The following is a 16,177-nucleotide window of genomic DNA, read 5'->3' on the forward strand; positions in this document are numbered from 1 at the left end:
GATCAATAAGCTACTCCAGGACCGGACGAGAGTCGAGGATGCCGATGAGCTGGCGGATGCCGAGCGAGACCGCGCCGCACGCGCGCACGTGGATGGCCTTCCCCGTCGAGGGGCCGACCCTCGGCGAGCGCGACGCCGACCGCGACGAGGGCTACGCCGCCTGGACGGAGGTCGCCGCGGCGATCGCCCGCTTCGAGCCGGTGACGATGGTCGTCGACCCCTCCGAGCTCGCGCGCGCCCGGCGGATGCTGCCCGGCGACGTCACGATCCTGGAGGCGCCCGTCGACGAGTTCTGGATGCGCGACCACGGCCCGACGTTTGTCGTCGACGACGAACGTCCCGGCGTCCTGGGGGCCGTCGACTGGATCTTCAACGGGTGGGGAGCCCACGACTGGGCGCGGTGGGAGCGCTCGGCGGAGCACGCCCGCCTCATCGCGGCCGAGGTCGGCGCCGAGCTCGTGTCCTCCACGCTGGTCACCGAGGGCGGCGGCTTCCACGTCGACGGCGAAGGCACGGTGCTGCTGACCGAGACGGTGCAGCTCGACCCGCGCCGCAACCCCTACGCCGACCGGGCCCGCGTCGAAGCGGAGTTCGCCCGCACGCTGGGCACGACGAAGGCCATCTGGCTGCCGCGGGGGCTCACGCGCGACTACGACGACTTCGGCACCAACGGCCACGTCGACATCGTCGCGACCTTCCCCTCCCCCGGCCGCGTGCTGCTGCACACCCAGCGCGACCCCGCGCACCCCGACCACGCCGTCAGCGGGGCCCTGCACGAGCTGCTCGCCGCGCAGACCGACGCGGCCGGACGCCGCCTCGAGGTCATCGAGCTTCCCGCGCCGGCGACGCTGCGTGACGGCCACGGCGACGACGAGGGCTTCGTCGACTGGAGCTACGTCAACCACCTCGTCGTGGACGGCGGCGTCATCGCCTGCGGCTTCGGCGAGGAGAAGGCGGATGCCGAGGCCCGCGCGATCCTCGTCGACGCCTACCCGGGACGCGAGGTGGTCACGGTCGACGCCCGCCCGATCTTCGCCCGCGGCGGCGGCATCCACTGCATCACGCAGCAGCAGCCCGCACTCGGCGGGCAGGAGACGCCGCGATGATCGACGTCGTCGAGGCCACCATCGCCGACCTCCGCGCCGCGCTCGAGGACGGGCGCACGACGGCCGTCGAACTCGTCGAGGCCTCCCTCGCGCGCATCGCCGCCTACGACGGCCCCGACACGGCGACCGCCCTCAACGCCGTCGTCGTCCGCAACTCCGACGCGCTCGCGGAGGCGGCGGCCTCCGACGCGCGCCGCGCCCGCGGCGCGGTGCTCTCGCCGCTGGACGGCATCCCGTACACCGCGAAGGACAGCTACCTCGTGCGCGGCCTGACGGCAGCCGCGGGCTCCCCCGCCTTCGCCGAGCTGGTCGCCCAGCGCGACGCGTTCACGATCGAGCGCCTGCGCGCCGCCGGCGCGATCTGCCTGGGACTGACGAACATGCCGCCGATGGCCAACGGCGGCATGCAGCGCGGCGTCTACGGGCGCGCCGAGAGCCCCTACTCCCGCGACTGGCTGACGGCGCCGTTCGGATCGGGCTCGTCCAACGGCTCGGGCACGGCGACCGCGGCGTCTTTCGCGGCCTTCGGCCTGGGCGAGGAGACGTGGTCGAGCGGCCGCGGGCCCGCCAGCAACAACGCGCTGTGCGCCTACACGCCCTCGCGCGGCGTCATCTCGACGCGCGGCAACTGGCCGTTGGTGCCCACGATGGACGTCGTCGTGCCCCACACCCGCACCATGGCCGACCTCCTAGAGGTGCTCGACGTGATCGTCGCCGACGACCCCGACACCCGCGGCGACTTCTGGCGCACACAGCCGTGGATCTCCCTCCAGACCCCCTCGGCACTGCGACCGGAGGACTACCGGACGCTCGCCTCCGGCGCCGCGGTGGCCGGACTGCGCCTCGGCATCCCCCGGATGTACGTCAACGCCGATCCGGATGCCGGGACCTCCGCCGCACCCGGCATCGGCGGCCCGACGGGGCAGCGGATCCGGACGCGTGCCTCCGTGATCTCGCTGTGGGAGCAGACGCGCGCCGCACTGGAGGCCGCGGGCGCCGAGGTCGTGGAGGTCGACTTCCCCGTGGTCAGCAACTACGAGGGCGACCGCCCGGGCGCGCCCACGATCGCGACCCGCGGGCTCGTCTCGCCCGCCTACCTGCGCCGCGAGATCGTCGACCTCTCGGCGTGGGCGTGGGAGGACTTCCTCGCCGCGAACGGCGACCCCGCCCTGTCCTCGCTCGCCGCCGTCGACGGCGCCCGCGTCTTCCCGCACCCGGCCGGCGCCCTTCCCGACCGCTACACCGGCTTCGACGACGACATCGCGACCTACCCCGACTGGGTGCGCGCCCACCCCGGCACCTCCTGGCGCGACATGCCCGAGCTGGAGGAGGGCCTCCGCGGCCTCGAGCACACCCGTCGGCTCGACCTGGAGGCCTGGATGGACGATCGCGGCCTCGACGCCGTCGTCTTCCCCGCCGTCGCCGACGTCGGCCCCGCCGACACGGACGTGAACCCCGCCTCCGCCGACCTCGGCTGGCGAAACGGCGTGTGGGTCGCGAACGGCAATCTCGCCATCCGCCATCTCGGCATCCCGACGGTGACGGTGCCGATGGGACTCCTGTCCGACATCGGGATGCCGGTCGGGCTGACGATCGCGGGACGATCCGGCGACGACGTCGCACTCCTGCGCCTCGGCTGCGCGATCGAGACACTCACCCCCGAACGACCGGTGCCGCCGCGCACCCCCGCCCTGAAGGACCGCACATGACCGATGCCGCCCGCATGCACGACGTCACCGCCGAGACCCGCCGCATCGTCGATCTCGTGCTCGACTACTCCCGCGAACGCCTGCTCGCCCAGGACACCCCGCTCGACAAGCCGCTCTCCGCGGCGGAGCTGAGCCGGCTCGCCGGTCGGACGATCTCCGAGGACGGCGTCGGCGCGGAGCGCGCGCTCGGTGTGTTCACACACGTGCTCGCCCCGGCCTGCATCACCACCGACGACCCCCGCTACCTCTCCTTCATCCCCACGGCCCCCACGAAGGCCGCGGCGGCGTTCGACCTCGTCGTGTCGGCGAGCGCGCTCTACGGCGGCTCGTGGCTGGAGGGCGCGGGCGCGGTGCACGCCGAGAACGAGGTGCTGCGCTGGCTGGCCGACGAGTTCGGCCTGCCGGCATCCGCGGGCGGCGTCTTCGTGCAGGGCGGCACGCTCGGAAACCTCTCCGCCCTCGTGGCGGCGCGGGAAGCCGCGCGCGCACGGCACGCCGAGGCGGCAGCGCCCGCCCCCGCGCGCTGGGCCGTGGTCTGCAGCTCGCAGGCGCACTCCTCGATCGCCTCGGCCGCCCGCGTCATGGACGTAGACGTGATCACCGTGCCGACGGATGCCGACGGCGTGCTGCGCGGCGACGCGGTGGCCGCGACGCTGGCCGACGTGCACGAGCGGGTGTTCGCCGTCGTCGCCACGGCGGGCTCGACCAACTTCGGCATCGTCGACGACATCGCCGGGGTCGCCGCCGCGGCCCACGCGCACGACGTCTGGCTGCACGTCGACGGCGCCTACGGCCTGGCCGGCATGCTCTCGCCGCTGGCCCGGCACCTGTACGCGGGGGTCGAGCACGCCGACTCGGTCATCGTCGACCCGCACAAGTGGCTGTTCGCCCCCTTCGACGCGTGCGCCCTCATCTACCGCGACCCCGAGCAGGGCCGGCGCGCGCACACGCAGCACGCCGAGTACCTCGACACGCTGACCGACCGCTCCGACTACAGCCCGTCCGACTACGCCGCGCACCTCACGCGCCGCGCGCGGGGGCTCCCCCTGTGGTTCTCGCTCGCCACGCACGGCGCCGCCGCCTACCGCGAGGCGGTGAGCGCGTCGATCGTGCTGGCGCGCCGCATCGCCGACGAGATCGCGGCGCGCCCCGGCTTCTCGCTCGTGCGCCAGCCTCAGCTCGGCGTCGTCGTCTTCGAGCGCGACGGCTGGACCCGCGCCGACTACGAGGCCTGGTCCCAGCGCCTGCTCGACGTGCAGCACGCCTTCGTCACGCCGTCGAGCCACGAAGGCCGGGCGAACGCGCGGTTCGCGATCCTCAACCCGCGCACCACGTTCGAGGACCTCATCGGCATCCTGGACACCATGGAGACCCCCGAGAGCTTCTGAATCAGTCTTGATTATTCACTGCCGCGATTGATATCGTCGCGGATCATGCCTCAGACGACGGAAATCGCAGCTTCGCGTCGACAGACCCTGGATGCCGCATCCAAGCTGATCATCGAGCAGCTGCAGGAGGACGGCCGACGTCCCTACGCGGAGATCGCCAAGGCCGTCGGCCTCAGCGAGGCCGCCACGCGCCAGCGCGTGCAGAAGCTCGTCGACCAGGGCGTGATGCAGATCGTCGCCGTCACCGACCCGCTGCAGCTCGGCTTCGCCCGCCAGGCGATGATCGGCATCCGCGTCGCCGGAGACACGCGCGGCATCGCCGCACAGCTGTCGACCCTGCCGGGGGTCAGCTACGTCGTGTCGACGGCGGGTTCGTTCGATCTGCTCGTGGAGGTCGTCTGCGAGAACGACGACGACCTCATGGACCTGCTCAACGAGCAGATCCGCGCCCTTCCCGAGGTGGTCTCGACCGAGACCTTCGTCTACCTCAAACTCCACCGTCAGCTCTACAACTGGGGGACACGATGACCATCGACGACGCCGACCTGCAGGCCAAGGCCCGCGACCACCTCTGGATGCACTTCGCACGCCAGTCGGTGATGACGGAGGGCCCCGGGGTCCCCATCATCGTCAAGGGCGAGGGCCACCACATCTGGGACTCCCGCGGCAAGCGCTACATCGACGGGCTCGCCGGCCTGTTCGTCGTGAACGCCGGCCACGGCCGTCGCCGCATCGCCCAGGCGGCCGCGAAGCAGGCGGAGGAGCTCGCCTTCTTCCCGCTGTGGTCCTACGCGCACCCGTCCGGCATCGAGGCCGCCGACCGCATCGCGCACCTCGCGCCCGGCGACCTCAACCACGTCTTCTTCTCCACGGGCGGCGGCGAAGCGGTCGAGACCGCGTTCAAGCTCGCCAAGCACTACTGGAAGCTGCAGGGCAAGCCCACCAAGCACAAGGTCATCTCCCGCGCCATCGCCTACCACGGCACGACGCAGGGCGCCCTCGCGATCACGGGCCTGCCGGTCATGAAGCACATGTTCGAGCCCGTCACCCCCGGCGGCTTCCGGGTGCCCAACACGAACTACTACCGCGCGGCGGAGTCGGGGTTCGGCGGCGGAACCCCCGAGGAGTTCGGCGTGTGGGCGGCCGACCGCATCGAGCAGATGATCCAGTTCGAGGGCCCCGAGACGGTCGCCGCCGTCTTCCTCGAGCCCGTGCAGAACGCGGGCGGCTGCTTCCCCGCTCCCGCCGGCTACTTCCAGCGGGTGCGCGAGATCTGCGACCGCTACGACGTGCTGCTCGTCTCCGACGAGGTCATCTGCGCCTTCGGCCGCCTGGGCCACTATTTCGGCGCGCAGGCCTACGACTACCAGCCCGACATGATCACGTTCGCGAAGGCCGTCACGAGCGGGTACGCGCCGCTCGGCGGCACGATCGTGAACGACCGCGTCTACGAGCCGTTCGCGCACGGCGACCTGTCGTTCCCCCACGGCTACACCTTCGGCGGACACCCCGTGTCGGCCGCGGTGGCGCTGGAGAACCTCGACGTGTTCGAGGAGGAGAAGCTGCTGGAGAACGTCCGTGAGAACTCGCCGGTCTTCCGCGCCACGCTGGAGAAGCTCCTGGACCTGCCGATCGTCGGCGACGTGCGCGGCGACGGCTACTTCTTCGGCATCGAGCTGGTCAAGGACAAGGCCACCAAGGAGACCTTCGACGACTCCGAGTCCGAGCGCCTGCTGCGCGGCTTCCTCTCCAAGGCCCTGTTCGACGCGGGCCTGTACTGCCGCGCCGACGACCGGGGCGACCCCGTCATCCAGCTCGCCCCGCCGCTGACGATCGGACCCGCCGAGTTCGACGAGATCGAGCAGATCCTGCGCAGCGTGCTGACGGAGGCCTGGACCCGCCTCTGACGGGCATCCCGCCCCCGCCGGGCGGGAGTGGTGTCACCCCAGGATGCGGGTGTCCACCACCTCGCCGCCGCGGATCGACAGGCCGGCGCGCAGCGACGCGTCGGCCTCGAGGGCGGCGTCGGTGCCCAGGTCGGCGAGCGCGAGCGTGTAGCGCAGCGTCGCGTTGGTCAGGGCGAGGGTCGAGGTGAGCGGCACCGCGCCGGGCATGTTCGCGACGGCGTAGTAGATCGCGTCGTGCACGCGGTAGGTCGGGTCGGTGTGGGTCGTCGCGTGGGTGCCCTCGAAGCAGCCGCCCTGGTCGACCGCGATGTCCACCAGCACCGAGCCCGGCCGCATCCGCTCGACCATGTCGAGGGTGACGAGCTTGGGCGCCGCGGCGCCTGGGACGAGCACGGACCCGATGACCAGATCGGCGTCGGCGACGAGGTCGGCGATCGTCGAACGGGTGGACACGCGCGTGTCGACCCGACCGTCGAAACGCTCGTCCAGGCGCCGCAGCTGCGGGATCGACAGGTCGACGATCGTCACATGCGCGCCGAGGCCCACCGCCATCTGGGCGGCGTGGGTTCCGGCGACACCGCCGCCGATCACGACGACACGGCCGCGCGGCGTGCCCGGCACTCCTCCCAGCAGGATGCCGCGGCCCCCCGCCGGACCGAGCAGCTGCTGCGCGCCCACCTGCACCGACAGGCGCCCGGCGATCTCGCTCATGGGCGCGAGCAGGGGCAGCGAGCGGTCGGGCAGCTGCACCGTCTCGTAGGCGATCGCGGTGGTCCCGGCATCCAGGAGGGCCTGCGTCAACGCCGGGGCGGCCGCCAGGTGCAGGTAGGTGAAGAGCGTCAGGTCCTCACGGAGGAAGCCGTACTCGGGGGCGATGGGCTCCTTGACCTTGACGAGCAGGTCGGCCGCGCCCCACACTTCGGCGGCGTCGGCGACGATCTCGGCGCCGGCGGCGCGGTACGCCTCATCGCCGAAGCCCGACCCGACGCCGGCGCCGCTCTGGATGAGCACGCGGTGGCCGTGCGCGGCCAGCTCGTCGACGCCGGTGGGCGTCATGCCGACGCGGCGCTCGCTGTCTTTGATCTCTGCGGGAACACCGATGATCATGGCGGGACTCCTTCGTGCTGGTCCACGGGCGGGTGAGGTGGAGCGGTGCAGCGCGATCACGATGTCAGTCCCGCGGAACCTCGACAAGATCCACCGAAGATTCGTTGACATCGGCACGTTCCACCGAAATAGGATCGGCGCATGGTCGCATCAGGCTCGAATGATTCGATGGATGCCGCGGACCTCCGACTCATCGACGAGTTGCGGGCCGACGCGCGGCAGCCGCTCAGCCGTCTCGCGACGACCCTGGGGCTGGCGGCGTCCACCGTCCACGCGCGGATCGCGCGACTCGTCTCACGCGGCGCGATCCGCCGCTTCACGATCGACGTCGACCCCGCGGCGCTCGGCTACCGCACGGAGGCGCTCGTCTCCGTGCGCATCCGTCCGGGGGCGCGGGCGCAGCTGACGCGCTTCGCGGAGGAGCTGCGCACCCACCCCGACGTCGCCCAGTACTTCTACGTCGCCGGCGCGGAGGACTTCGTGATCCACTTCCGCGGACGCGACAGCGCGGACCTGCGCGCCTTCGTCACCGACCACCTCTCGACCCATTCCATCGTCGCGGCGACCAACACGAGCCTCATCTTCGAGCGCACCGACGGCCTGCGCGGCGTCTGAGCCCGCACCGTTCGTCCGCGCGGACGCGATCCCCGGTCGAATCGTCCGGACATGGCGCCGACGCGTCATCCGAGGTGACGGCGACGCTACACAAACGAAACAGGCCGACCCTAGTATTCGAGCACCCGAAAGACCTCATCATCAGGAGGAATCACGAACGAGTCACTGGCCGCCACGTCGGCATCCTCGCGCTCCGCCACCCTCGCACGCTCGCTGGGGGTCTGGTCCATCGTCGGTCTCGGCCTCGGCTACATGACGCCGACGGTCGTGTTCGACACCTTCGGCAACGTGGCCGTCGAGACCAACAACGTCGTCCCCGCCGCCTACGCCCTCGCCCTCATCGTCATGGGCTTCACGGCGATCAGCTACGGCAAGATGGTCGGGGTCATCCCGAGCGCCGGCTCCGCCTACACGTACGTGCGCGAGTCGATGCATCCGAGCCTCGGCTTCCTCGTCGGCTGGACCTCGCTCATCGACTACCTGCTGCTGCCGATGGTGAACGCGCTGATCCTCCGCAGCTACATGGAGGCGCTGTTCCCCGACATCCCCGGCTGGGTGTGGGTGGTCGCCTTCACGGCGGGCGTCACCGGGATCATCTACCTGACGATGCGCGGCACGTCGAACGTCAACATGATCCTGCTGATCTTCTCGATCGTGGTCATGGCGGTGTTCGTCGTGATGGTCATCGTCCAGCTCGTGCAGGGCGCCGGCGCCGGCACGGTCGCCTCGGTGCAGCCCTTCTTCCACCCGGAGGTGGAGTTCGGCGCGGTCCTGGCCGGCGCGACGATCGTGTGCTTCTCGTTCATCGGCTTCGACGCGGTGACGATGTACGCCGAGGAGGCGAAGAACCCCAAGACGATGCCGCGCGCCATCCTGCTCACGGTGCTCGTCGGCGGGGCGATCTTCCTCATCGCGGCCTACTTCACGCAGCTGCGCTTCCCGTCCCACGAGGCGTTCCCGCCCGAGGCGATCGCCGACTCGACGCTGCCGGAGATCGGCTCGCAGGTCGGCGGCATCGTGCTGCAGTCGGTGCTGACGGCGGCGGGCTTCGCGGCCACGCTCGCGTCGTGGCTCGCCTCGCACGCCTCCGTCGCGCGGATGCTGCTCGTGATGGGCCGCAACGGCGTGCTGCCCAAGAAGTTCTTCGGCTACATCAGCCCGCGCACCCACACGCCGGCCTTCACGGTCGTCCTGGTCGGCATCGTGAGCCTCGCGGCGATCGCGTTCACCCTCGACCAGATCGTCGACTACATCAACTACGGCGCCCTCATCGCGTTCACCTTCGTGAACATCTCGGTGATCGCCTGGTTCGCGATCCGCCAGGGACGACGCCACACACCGCGCGACGTCGTCAACTACATCGTGATGCCCGCCATCGGCATGGCGCTGACCGGGCTGCTGTGGGTGAACCTCGACGACCACGCGCTCATCGTCGGCCTCATCTGGACGGGCCTCGGCCTGCTGTACCTCGTCTTCCTGACGCGGGGCTTCCGCCGGCCGGTCGTCTCGTTCGACGAGAACCAGCCCGTCACCGGCTTCAACAAGATCGTCGAACCGGGGCCGCGCTCGCAGATCTGAGCGCCGTCCCCGACGCACCGGGGGAGAGGGCGGGTGTCGCATCTACCGCGGCACCCGCCCTCGGCGTAGCATCCGGCGCATGACCGCCGTCATCCGCACGGACGCCCTCACGAAGCACTACGGCCGCGTGCACGCCCTCGACGGGCTCGACCTCACGGTCGACGAGGGCCAGGTGCACGGCTTCCTCGGCCCCAACGGCGCCGGCAAATCCACCACCATCCGCATCCTGCTCGCGCTGGCGCGGCCGACGTCCGGCACGGCGACCGTGCTCGGCGGCGACCCGTGGGCGGAGGCCTCCCGCCTGCACCGCCGCATCGCCTCCGTCCCCGGCGACGTGAGCCTGTGGCCGAACCTGTCCGGAGGCGAGGCGATCGACCTGCTCTGCCGCCTGCGCACGGGCGGCGGCGGGGCCGATGCCGCGGTGCGACGCCGGCTCTGCGCGGACTTCGATCTCGACACCCGCACGAAGGGCCGCGCGTACTCGAAGGGCAACCGTCAGAAGGTGGCGCTCGTCGCGGCCTTCGCCGTCCCCGCCGACCTGTACGTCTTCGACGAGCCCACGAGCGGCCTCGACCCCCTCATGGAGGTCGTCTTCCGTCAGGAGGTCGCCCGGGTGCGGGATGCCGGGGCCACCGTGCTGCTGTCCAGCCACATCCTGTCGGAGGTCGAACTGCTCTGCGACCGCGTGTCGATCGTGCGCGGCGGTCGCATCGTGGATGCCGGGACGCTCGCCGAGATGCGCCACCTCACCCGGACGGAGGTGTCGTTCGTCGCGACGGATCGCGCGACGCTCGCGGCGGCGCGCACGGTGCCCGGCGCCGAGGACGTCACGCAGGCCGCGGGGCGGATCTCGCTGACCCTCGCGAGCGACGCCGTCGCGGCGGCGCTGCCGCGCCTCGGCGCGCTCGGCGCCGAAGGGCTGCGGGTGGCTCCCCCGTCGCTCGAGGAGCTGTTCCTCCGCCACTACAGCGCACAGCCGGCCGGGGGATCGCGGTGACGACGCCGGCTCCGCTCCTGCGCCGCGATGCCGTGCAGCTGAGCGTGTGGATCGGGGGCACCGCCGCCCTCGCCGCGGCCGGCTACCCCGGCGTGCGCGGCTCGTACGGCGACGAGCAGGAGCGCGTGGCGCTGTTGGCGACGGTGATGGCCAATCCGGTGATCCTGCTCTTCCGCGGGCTGCCGTCGGGGGCGGGTGAAGCGCAGATGGTCGCGTTCCTCCTGCTGCCGTGGCTGCTGCTGCTGGGAGCGCTGATGAGCTCGTTCCTCGCGGTGCGGCACTCCCGCGGCGACGAGGAGGAGGGTCGTCTGGAGCTGGTGGCGGCGACGCCGGCGGGCCGGTCCGTCCCACTGGCGGCGACGGTGGTGCACGGGGCGGTCGCCGCGGCGGTGCTGGGCGTCGTGGTGAGCGCCGTGTTCGTCGCCAGCGGCGCTCCCGCGCTCGGATCGGCGCTGGTCGGGGCGGCCTGCCTCGTCGTGGCGCTCGTCTTCCTGGGCGTGGGTCTGGCGGCGGCGGAGCTGCTGCCCACCGCGCGCGGCGCGAACAGCCTGTCGGTCTGGGTGCTGCTCGGATGCTTCGTCGTCGCGGGCGTCGGCAACGCGCTCGGCACCCCGAGCGACGACCTCACGCGCATGACGAGCTCGGGCCTCGCCTGGGCGTCGCCGTTCGGCTGGGCCGAGAACGTGCGCCCCTTCGACGCCGACGATCCCCGGCCCCTGATCCTCGGCGCGGCGGTCGCGGCGGTCCTGATCGGCGCGGCGGCGGCGCTGCACGCCCATCGCGACCTCGGGGCCGCCTTCCTCCCCGAGCGGCGCGGTCGCGCGCACGCGCGCCCCGCCCTCGCCTCCCATCTGGCGCTCGTCGCCCGCCAGAGCCTGCCCTCCGTCATCGGCTGGACGGCGGCGGGGGTGCTCGTCGGCGTCCTCTCGACCTCGCTGGGCTCCGTGGCCGACCGGATCGGCGACGACAACCCGGCGGTCACCGCCGTCCTGCGGGCCCTCGGGGGCGCCGGCGCGGATCTCGCGCGGGGCCTCGTCGTGGTCTTCTTCGTGATGCTGGGCGTCTTCGCGGCGTGCGCGGCGACGCAGACCGTCGTCCGCGCCCGCCAGGACGAGACCCGCGGCACCGCCGAGCTGCTGCTGTCATCGGGGGTCGCGCGCCGGCGGTGGCTGGGCGATCACGTCGTCGTCGCGCTGGTCGCGGCGACGCTCACCCTCGTCGGCGGCGTCCTGGGGGCCGCCGGCGGCGCCCAGGCGGCGAGCGACGGCGCGGGGCTGGTACGGGATGCGGCGATCGCGGGGGCGGGTCAGCTGGTGCCCGCCTGGCTGTTCGCGGGGCTGGCCGCCGTGCTCGTCGTGGTGCTGCCGCGACTCGCGATCCCGACCGCGTGGGCCCTCGTCGCGATCGGCGCCGTCGTGGCGCTCTTCGGCCCCCTCTTCGGGATGAGCGCGGCGCTCGTGGACGTCGCGCCGTTCGCGTCCGCGCCGGTGCCGACCTCCGATGGCGTCGATCTCCGCGGCGTCCTGCCCCTCGCTCTCGCCACCGCCCTCGCCGTGGCCGCCGCCCTGCTGGCGATGCGGCGCCGCGAGCTGCGCGCCTGAGGGCCGCACCCGATCACGACTTCCTGACAGAGCCGCAAGAACGGAAGTTCTTTACGCGCCCAGCGCGCAGAGGGAAGGGTCATCTTTCGTAGCCTCGGAACAACCGGTCGATCTGCCGGTCTCCCCCGAGACGACGAGGAGCACCCGCGTGACCCCCACGACGCCCCGTGCCGCCTACTTCGTCTCCGACTCCACCGGCATCACCGCCGAGACGCTCGGCCGCGCGCTGCTCGTGAACTTCCCCGGGGTCACGTTCCGCCGCCACACCGTGCCGTTCGTCGACTCCGCCGAGGGCGCCGCCGCCGTCGCCCGCGAGATCGACCGCGCCGCCGCGGCGGGTGAGGAGCCGATCGTGTTCCACACCGTGCGCTCCCCCGCGGTGGCCCGCGTGCTGGGCGGAGCCCGGGCGACCCACATCGACCTGCTGAGCGGCCACCTCACCGAGCTCGAAGCGGCGCTCGGCACCACGGCGTCGGAGCAGCTCGGCTCGTTCCACACCGTCGGCGACACGGAGCAGTACTTCGCCCGCATGCGCGCCGTCGAGTACGCGATCGAGCACGACGACGGCCAGAGCATGCGCGCCCTCGACCAGGCGGACGTGCTGATCGTCGCACCGTCGCGCTGCGGCAAGACGCCGACGACCATGTATCTGGCGCTGCAGTACGGGCTGCTCGTCGCGAACTACCCGCTGACCGATGACGACTTCCCCACCGAGGGGCTGCCACGAGCGGTCGCCCCCTACGCCGCGCGCTGCTTCGGACTGACCACGACGCCGCTGCGCCTCAGCCAGGTGCGCCACGAACGGCGCCCCGACTCGACCTACGCGAGTCTCGCGCAGTGCACGCTCGAGCTGCGCCGCGCCGAGGACCTCTACCGCCGCACCCACATCCCGTTCGTGAACTCGTCGACCAAGAGCGTCGAGGAGATGTCGGCGGTGATCATGCAGTCCCTCAAGCTCCGCACCTGAGCGTCCCACCCCTCCCCGCGCCCCCTCCCACCGAAAGGCCCGACACATGAGCAGCATCCTCTGGTTCGATCAGCTCGGCATGGCAGACCTCCCCGCCGTGGGCGGCAAGAACGCATCGCTCGGCGAGATGGTGTCGCATCTCGCCGCTCTGGGGGTGAGCGTGCCCGGCGGCTTCGCCACGACCGCCGACGCCTACCGGGAGTTCCTGGCGGAGGGCGGGCTGCGCGAGCGGATCGCCGCGGCCATCGCGGACGTGGACGTCGAGGACGTCGCGGCGCTCACGCACGCGGGGACCCAGATCCGGGCGTGGATCGAGGAGCAGCCCTTCCCGGCCGAGCTGGAGGCGTCGATCCGCACGGCCTACGCCCGCCTCGCGGGCGAGAACCCCGAGGCCTCCTTCGCGGTGCGCTCCTCAGCGACCGCCGAAGACCTGCCCGACGCCTCGTTCGCCGGCCAGCAGGAGACGTTCCTGAACGTCGCGGGCATCGACAACGTCCTCGCCGCGATCCGATCGGTGTTCGCGTCGCTCTACAACGACCGGGCGATGGCGTACCGCGCCCACCACGGGTTCGACCACGACGAGGTCGCGCTGTCGGCCGGTATCCAGAAGATGGTCCGCTCCGACGTCGGCGCCGCCGGCGTCATGTTCACCGTCGACACCGAGTCGGGCTTCGAGGACGCCGTGTTCATCACGAGCTCGTACGGACTCGGCGAGGCGGTCGTGCAGGGGGCGGTGAACCCGGACGAGTTCTACGTCTCGAAGGTCGCGCTGCGCGCGGGTCGCCCCGCGGTGCTCAAGCGCTCCGTCGGCGAGAAGGCGATCGCCATGCGGTACACGGATGCCCGCGAGGCGGGCGCCTCGACACGGTTCGAGGACGTCCCGGCATCCGCTCGGCGTCTGTTCTCGATCGACGACGCCGACCTCGTCGAACTCGCCCGCCAGGCGCTCGTGATCGAGGAGCACTACGGACGTCCGATGGACATCGAGTGGGGCAAAGACGGGATCGACGGACGGCTCTACATCCTGCAGGCGCGCCCGGAGACGGTCGTGTCGCGGGTCGAGGCGGGCGTGATCCGGCGCTTCGTGCTCGGCGCGCGCGGCGAGGTGGCGACGGCGGGCCGTGCGATCGGCCAGCGCATCGGTGCGGGACCCGCGCGGGTGCTGCGCAGTCTCGACCAGATGGCCGACTTCCAGCCGGGCGAGGTGCTCATCGCCGACATGACCGATCCCGACTGGGAGCCGATCATGAAGCGCGCGAGCGCGATCGTGACCAACCGCGGCGGGCGGACCTGTCACGCGGCGATCATCGCGCGCGAGCTCGGCATCCCCGCCGTCGTCGGCACGGGGGATGCCACGACCATCGTGTCCGACGGCGACGAGGTCACCGTCTCGTGCGCCGAGGGCGACACCGGGTTCGTCTACCGCGGCATCCTCCCGTTCGAGGAGGAGATCACGCGGCTGGACTCCATGCCGGAGGCGCCGGTGAAGATCATGATGAACGTCGGCACTCCCGACCAGGCCTTCTCGTTCTCGCGGCTCCCGCATCGCGGCGTGGGCCTGGCCCGGCTGGAGTTCGTCATCAACCGGCAGATCGGCATCCACCCGCGGGCGCTCCTGGAGTTCGACACGCTCGACGGCGAGCTGCGCGAGCGGGTGGCCGACGCCACGGCGGCGTACGACACGCCGCGCGACTACTTCGTGCGCCGCGTGGCGGAGGGGGTGTCGATGATCGCCGCCGCCTTCTGGCCGGAGCCGGTGATCGTGCGTCTCAGCGACTTCAAGTCGAACGAGTACGCGAACCTCGTCGGCGGCGAGCTGTACGAGCCGCACGAGGAGAACCCCATGCTCGGGTACCGCGGGGCGTCGCGGTACATCTCGCCCGATTTCCGCCCGTGCTTCGACATGGAGTGCGAGGCGCTGCGGTTCGTGCGCGATGAAATGGGCTTCACGAACGTGCAGGTCATGGTGCCGTTCGTGCGCACCGTCGGCGAAGGGCACGCGGTCGTCGAGCTGCTCGCCGAGAACGGGCTGCGCCGCGGCGAGAACGACCTCAAGGTCATCATGATGTGCGAGCTGCCGTCCAACGCGCTGCTCGCCGACCGATTCCTGGAGTTCTTCGACGGGTTCTCGATCGGCTCGAACGACATGACGCAGCTGACCCTCGGCCTCGACCGCGACTCAGGGCTCGTGGCGTCGACGTTCGACGAGCGCGACCCGGCCGTGCTGCGCCTGCTGTCCCTCGCGATCAGCGCCTGCCGCGCGGCCGGCAAGTACGTCGGCATCTGCGGGCAGGGCCCGTCGGATCATCCCGATCTGGCCGAATGGCTCGTCGCCGAGGGCATCGAGTCGGTGTCGCTCAACCCCGACACCGTCGTGGAGACGTGGCTGCGGCTGTCGAAGACCGCCGAGGCGACGGCTCCGCAGGCCGGGTGATCACCCCGCGCGCCAGACCCGCCCGAGCCGCTCGATCGCGACGTGGAGCAGCTCGTCGGGAGCGGTGAAGGGGATGCGGATGTGGTCGTCGGCGGGTGCGGATGCCGCGAACTCCGAGCCGCCGGCGACCGCCACACCCGCCAGAGCCGCGCGCCGCGCGAACGCGGTCGCCGACCCCGAGGGCAGGCGCGCCCAGAGCGAGAGGCCGCCGCGCGGCACGTCGAAGCTCCAGCCCGGAAGGTGCTCGTGCACCACCGGGACCAGCCGCTCCAGCGCCGCGGCGTGGGTGGTGCTCGCGTCGCGGCGCAGGGCGGGCGCCTCGTCGAGAAGACCCAGCGCCATCCGCTGCGCCGGCACGCTGGCGGCCTGGTCGACGAGCTGCCGCGACGCGCGCAGTCTCCGGATCAACACGGGATCGGCGCGCGCCCACCCGATGCGCAGGCCCAACCACGCCCACTTCGACAGCGAGTCGACGACGATGACGGGCGCGTCCGAGCGCAGCGCCGCCAGCGACACCGGCACGACGCCGTCGAAGGAGATGTTCGCGAGCACGCGGTCTTCGATGACGCGCACGCCGTAACGGGCGGAGAGCTCGGCGACCGCCAGACGGGATGCCGGCGGCATCCGTGATCCGGTCGGGTTGTGGTGGTGGGGGTTGAGGGCGATGAGGACGGGGCGCAGGGCCACGATCGCGGCCTCCAGGGCATCCACGTCGACGCCGTCCGGCGTCATCGGCACCCCGTGCACGCGCGCTCCCGCCGCCGGACC

General features: G+C 72.0%; 13 protein-coding genes. 11 read left to right on the forward strand and 2 right to left on the reverse strand.

Annotation, left to right across the window (positions count from 1 at the left end; genetic code table 11):
* The first annotated feature begins 44 nt into the window (after window positions 1-44).
* From AC6CQV_RS12485 to AC6CQV_RS12505, 5 genes are read left to right on the forward strand one after another with little or no spacing between them, the layout of a single operon-like run.
* Window positions 45-1,106, forward strand: coding sequence for an agmatine deiminase family protein (locus AC6CQV_RS12485; protein ID WP_498259635.1), 1,062 nt, complete (start codon window positions 45-47; stop codon window positions 1,104-1,106).
* Window positions 1,103-2,815: an amidase gene (locus AC6CQV_RS12490; protein ID WP_498259636.1), complete on the forward strand. Its 1,713-nt coding sequence runs from the start codon at window positions 1,103-1,105 to the stop codon at window positions 2,813-2,815. The genes AC6CQV_RS12485 and AC6CQV_RS12490 overlap by 4 nt, the downstream gene beginning before the upstream one ends.
* Complete coding sequence (locus AC6CQV_RS12495; RefSeq protein ID WP_498259637.1) at window positions 2,812-4,203, forward strand: pyridoxal phosphate-dependent decarboxylase family protein; 1,392 nt, start codon at window positions 2,812-2,814, stop codon at window positions 4,201-4,203. Before AC6CQV_RS12490 ends, AC6CQV_RS12495 begins: the two co-directional genes overlap by 4 nt.
* Before the next feature lie 45 nt (window positions 4,204-4,248).
* A complete protein-coding gene (locus AC6CQV_RS12500; protein ID WP_101305449.1) occupies window positions 4,249-4,731 on the forward strand; it encodes an Lrp/AsnC family transcriptional regulator in 483 nt (160 codons plus the stop codon).
* Window positions 4,728-6,110, forward strand: a complete 1,383-nt coding sequence (locus tag AC6CQV_RS12505; protein WP_498259638.1) for an aspartate aminotransferase family protein — start codon at window positions 4,728-4,730, stop codon at window positions 6,108-6,110. The genes AC6CQV_RS12500 and AC6CQV_RS12505 overlap by 4 nt, the downstream gene beginning before the upstream one ends.
* 33 nt (window positions 6,111-6,143) lie before the next feature.
* Here the strand turns inward: AC6CQV_RS12505 and ald are convergent, their stop codons facing one another.
* The gene (gene ald, locus AC6CQV_RS12510) at window positions 6,144-7,217 is read right to left on the reverse strand and encodes an alanine dehydrogenase (RefSeq protein WP_498259639.1); all 1,074 of its coding nucleotides are present in this window, start codon (window positions 7,215-7,217) and stop codon (window positions 6,144-6,146) included.
* A 141-nt stretch (window positions 7,218-7,358) separates the two neighbouring features.
* Here ald and AC6CQV_RS12515 point away from each other — a divergent pair, with 141 nt between their 5' ends.
* From AC6CQV_RS12515 to ppsA, 6 genes are all read left to right on the forward strand, one after another.
* Window positions 7,359-7,832 (forward strand): Lrp/AsnC family transcriptional regulator, encoded by a 474-nt coding sequence (locus tag AC6CQV_RS12515; protein ID WP_234057903.1) that lies wholly within the window; start codon window positions 7,359-7,361, stop codon window positions 7,830-7,832.
* 252 nt (window positions 7,833-8,084) lie between these two features.
* Window positions 8,085-9,410: an APC family permease gene (locus AC6CQV_RS12520; RefSeq protein ID WP_060960229.1), complete on the forward strand. Its 1,326-nt coding sequence runs from the start codon at window positions 8,085-8,087 to the stop codon at window positions 9,408-9,410.
* A gap of 79 nt (window positions 9,411-9,489) precedes the next feature.
* The gene (locus AC6CQV_RS12525; RefSeq protein WP_498259640.1) at window positions 9,490-10,407 is read left to right on the forward strand and encodes an ABC transporter ATP-binding protein; all 918 of its coding nucleotides are present in this window, start codon (window positions 9,490-9,492) and stop codon (window positions 10,405-10,407) included.
* On the forward strand, window positions 10,404-12,008 hold the full coding sequence (locus tag AC6CQV_RS12530; RefSeq protein ID WP_498259641.1) for an efflux permease Rv1217c-related protein: 1,605 nt from the start codon (window positions 10,404-10,406) through the stop codon (window positions 12,006-12,008). The genes AC6CQV_RS12525 and AC6CQV_RS12530 overlap by 4 nt, the downstream gene beginning before the upstream one ends.
* 148 nt (window positions 12,009-12,156) lie before the next feature.
* Entirely contained in the window at window positions 12,157-12,975 is an 819-nt protein-coding gene (locus tag AC6CQV_RS12535; protein WP_060960231.1) for a pyruvate, water dikinase regulatory protein, read from the forward strand.
* 46 nt (window positions 12,976-13,021) lie between these two features.
* Entirely contained in the window at window positions 13,022-15,409 is a 2,388-nt protein-coding gene (gene ppsA / locus AC6CQV_RS12540; protein ID WP_498259642.1) for a phosphoenolpyruvate synthase, read from the forward strand.
* On the opposite strand, the gene AC6CQV_RS12545 is transcribed toward ppsA, so the two are convergent.
* Window positions 15,410-16,141 carry an aminotransferase class I/II-fold pyridoxal phosphate-dependent enzyme gene (locus AC6CQV_RS12545; RefSeq protein WP_498259643.1) on the reverse strand — a complete coding sequence of 244 codons (732 nt, stop codon included), beginning with the start codon at window positions 16,139-16,141 and terminating at the stop codon, window positions 15,410-15,412.
* Between the last annotated feature and the right edge of the window lie 36 nt (window positions 16,142-16,177).

The organism is Microbacterium sp. EG9, from assembly GCF_059759475.1.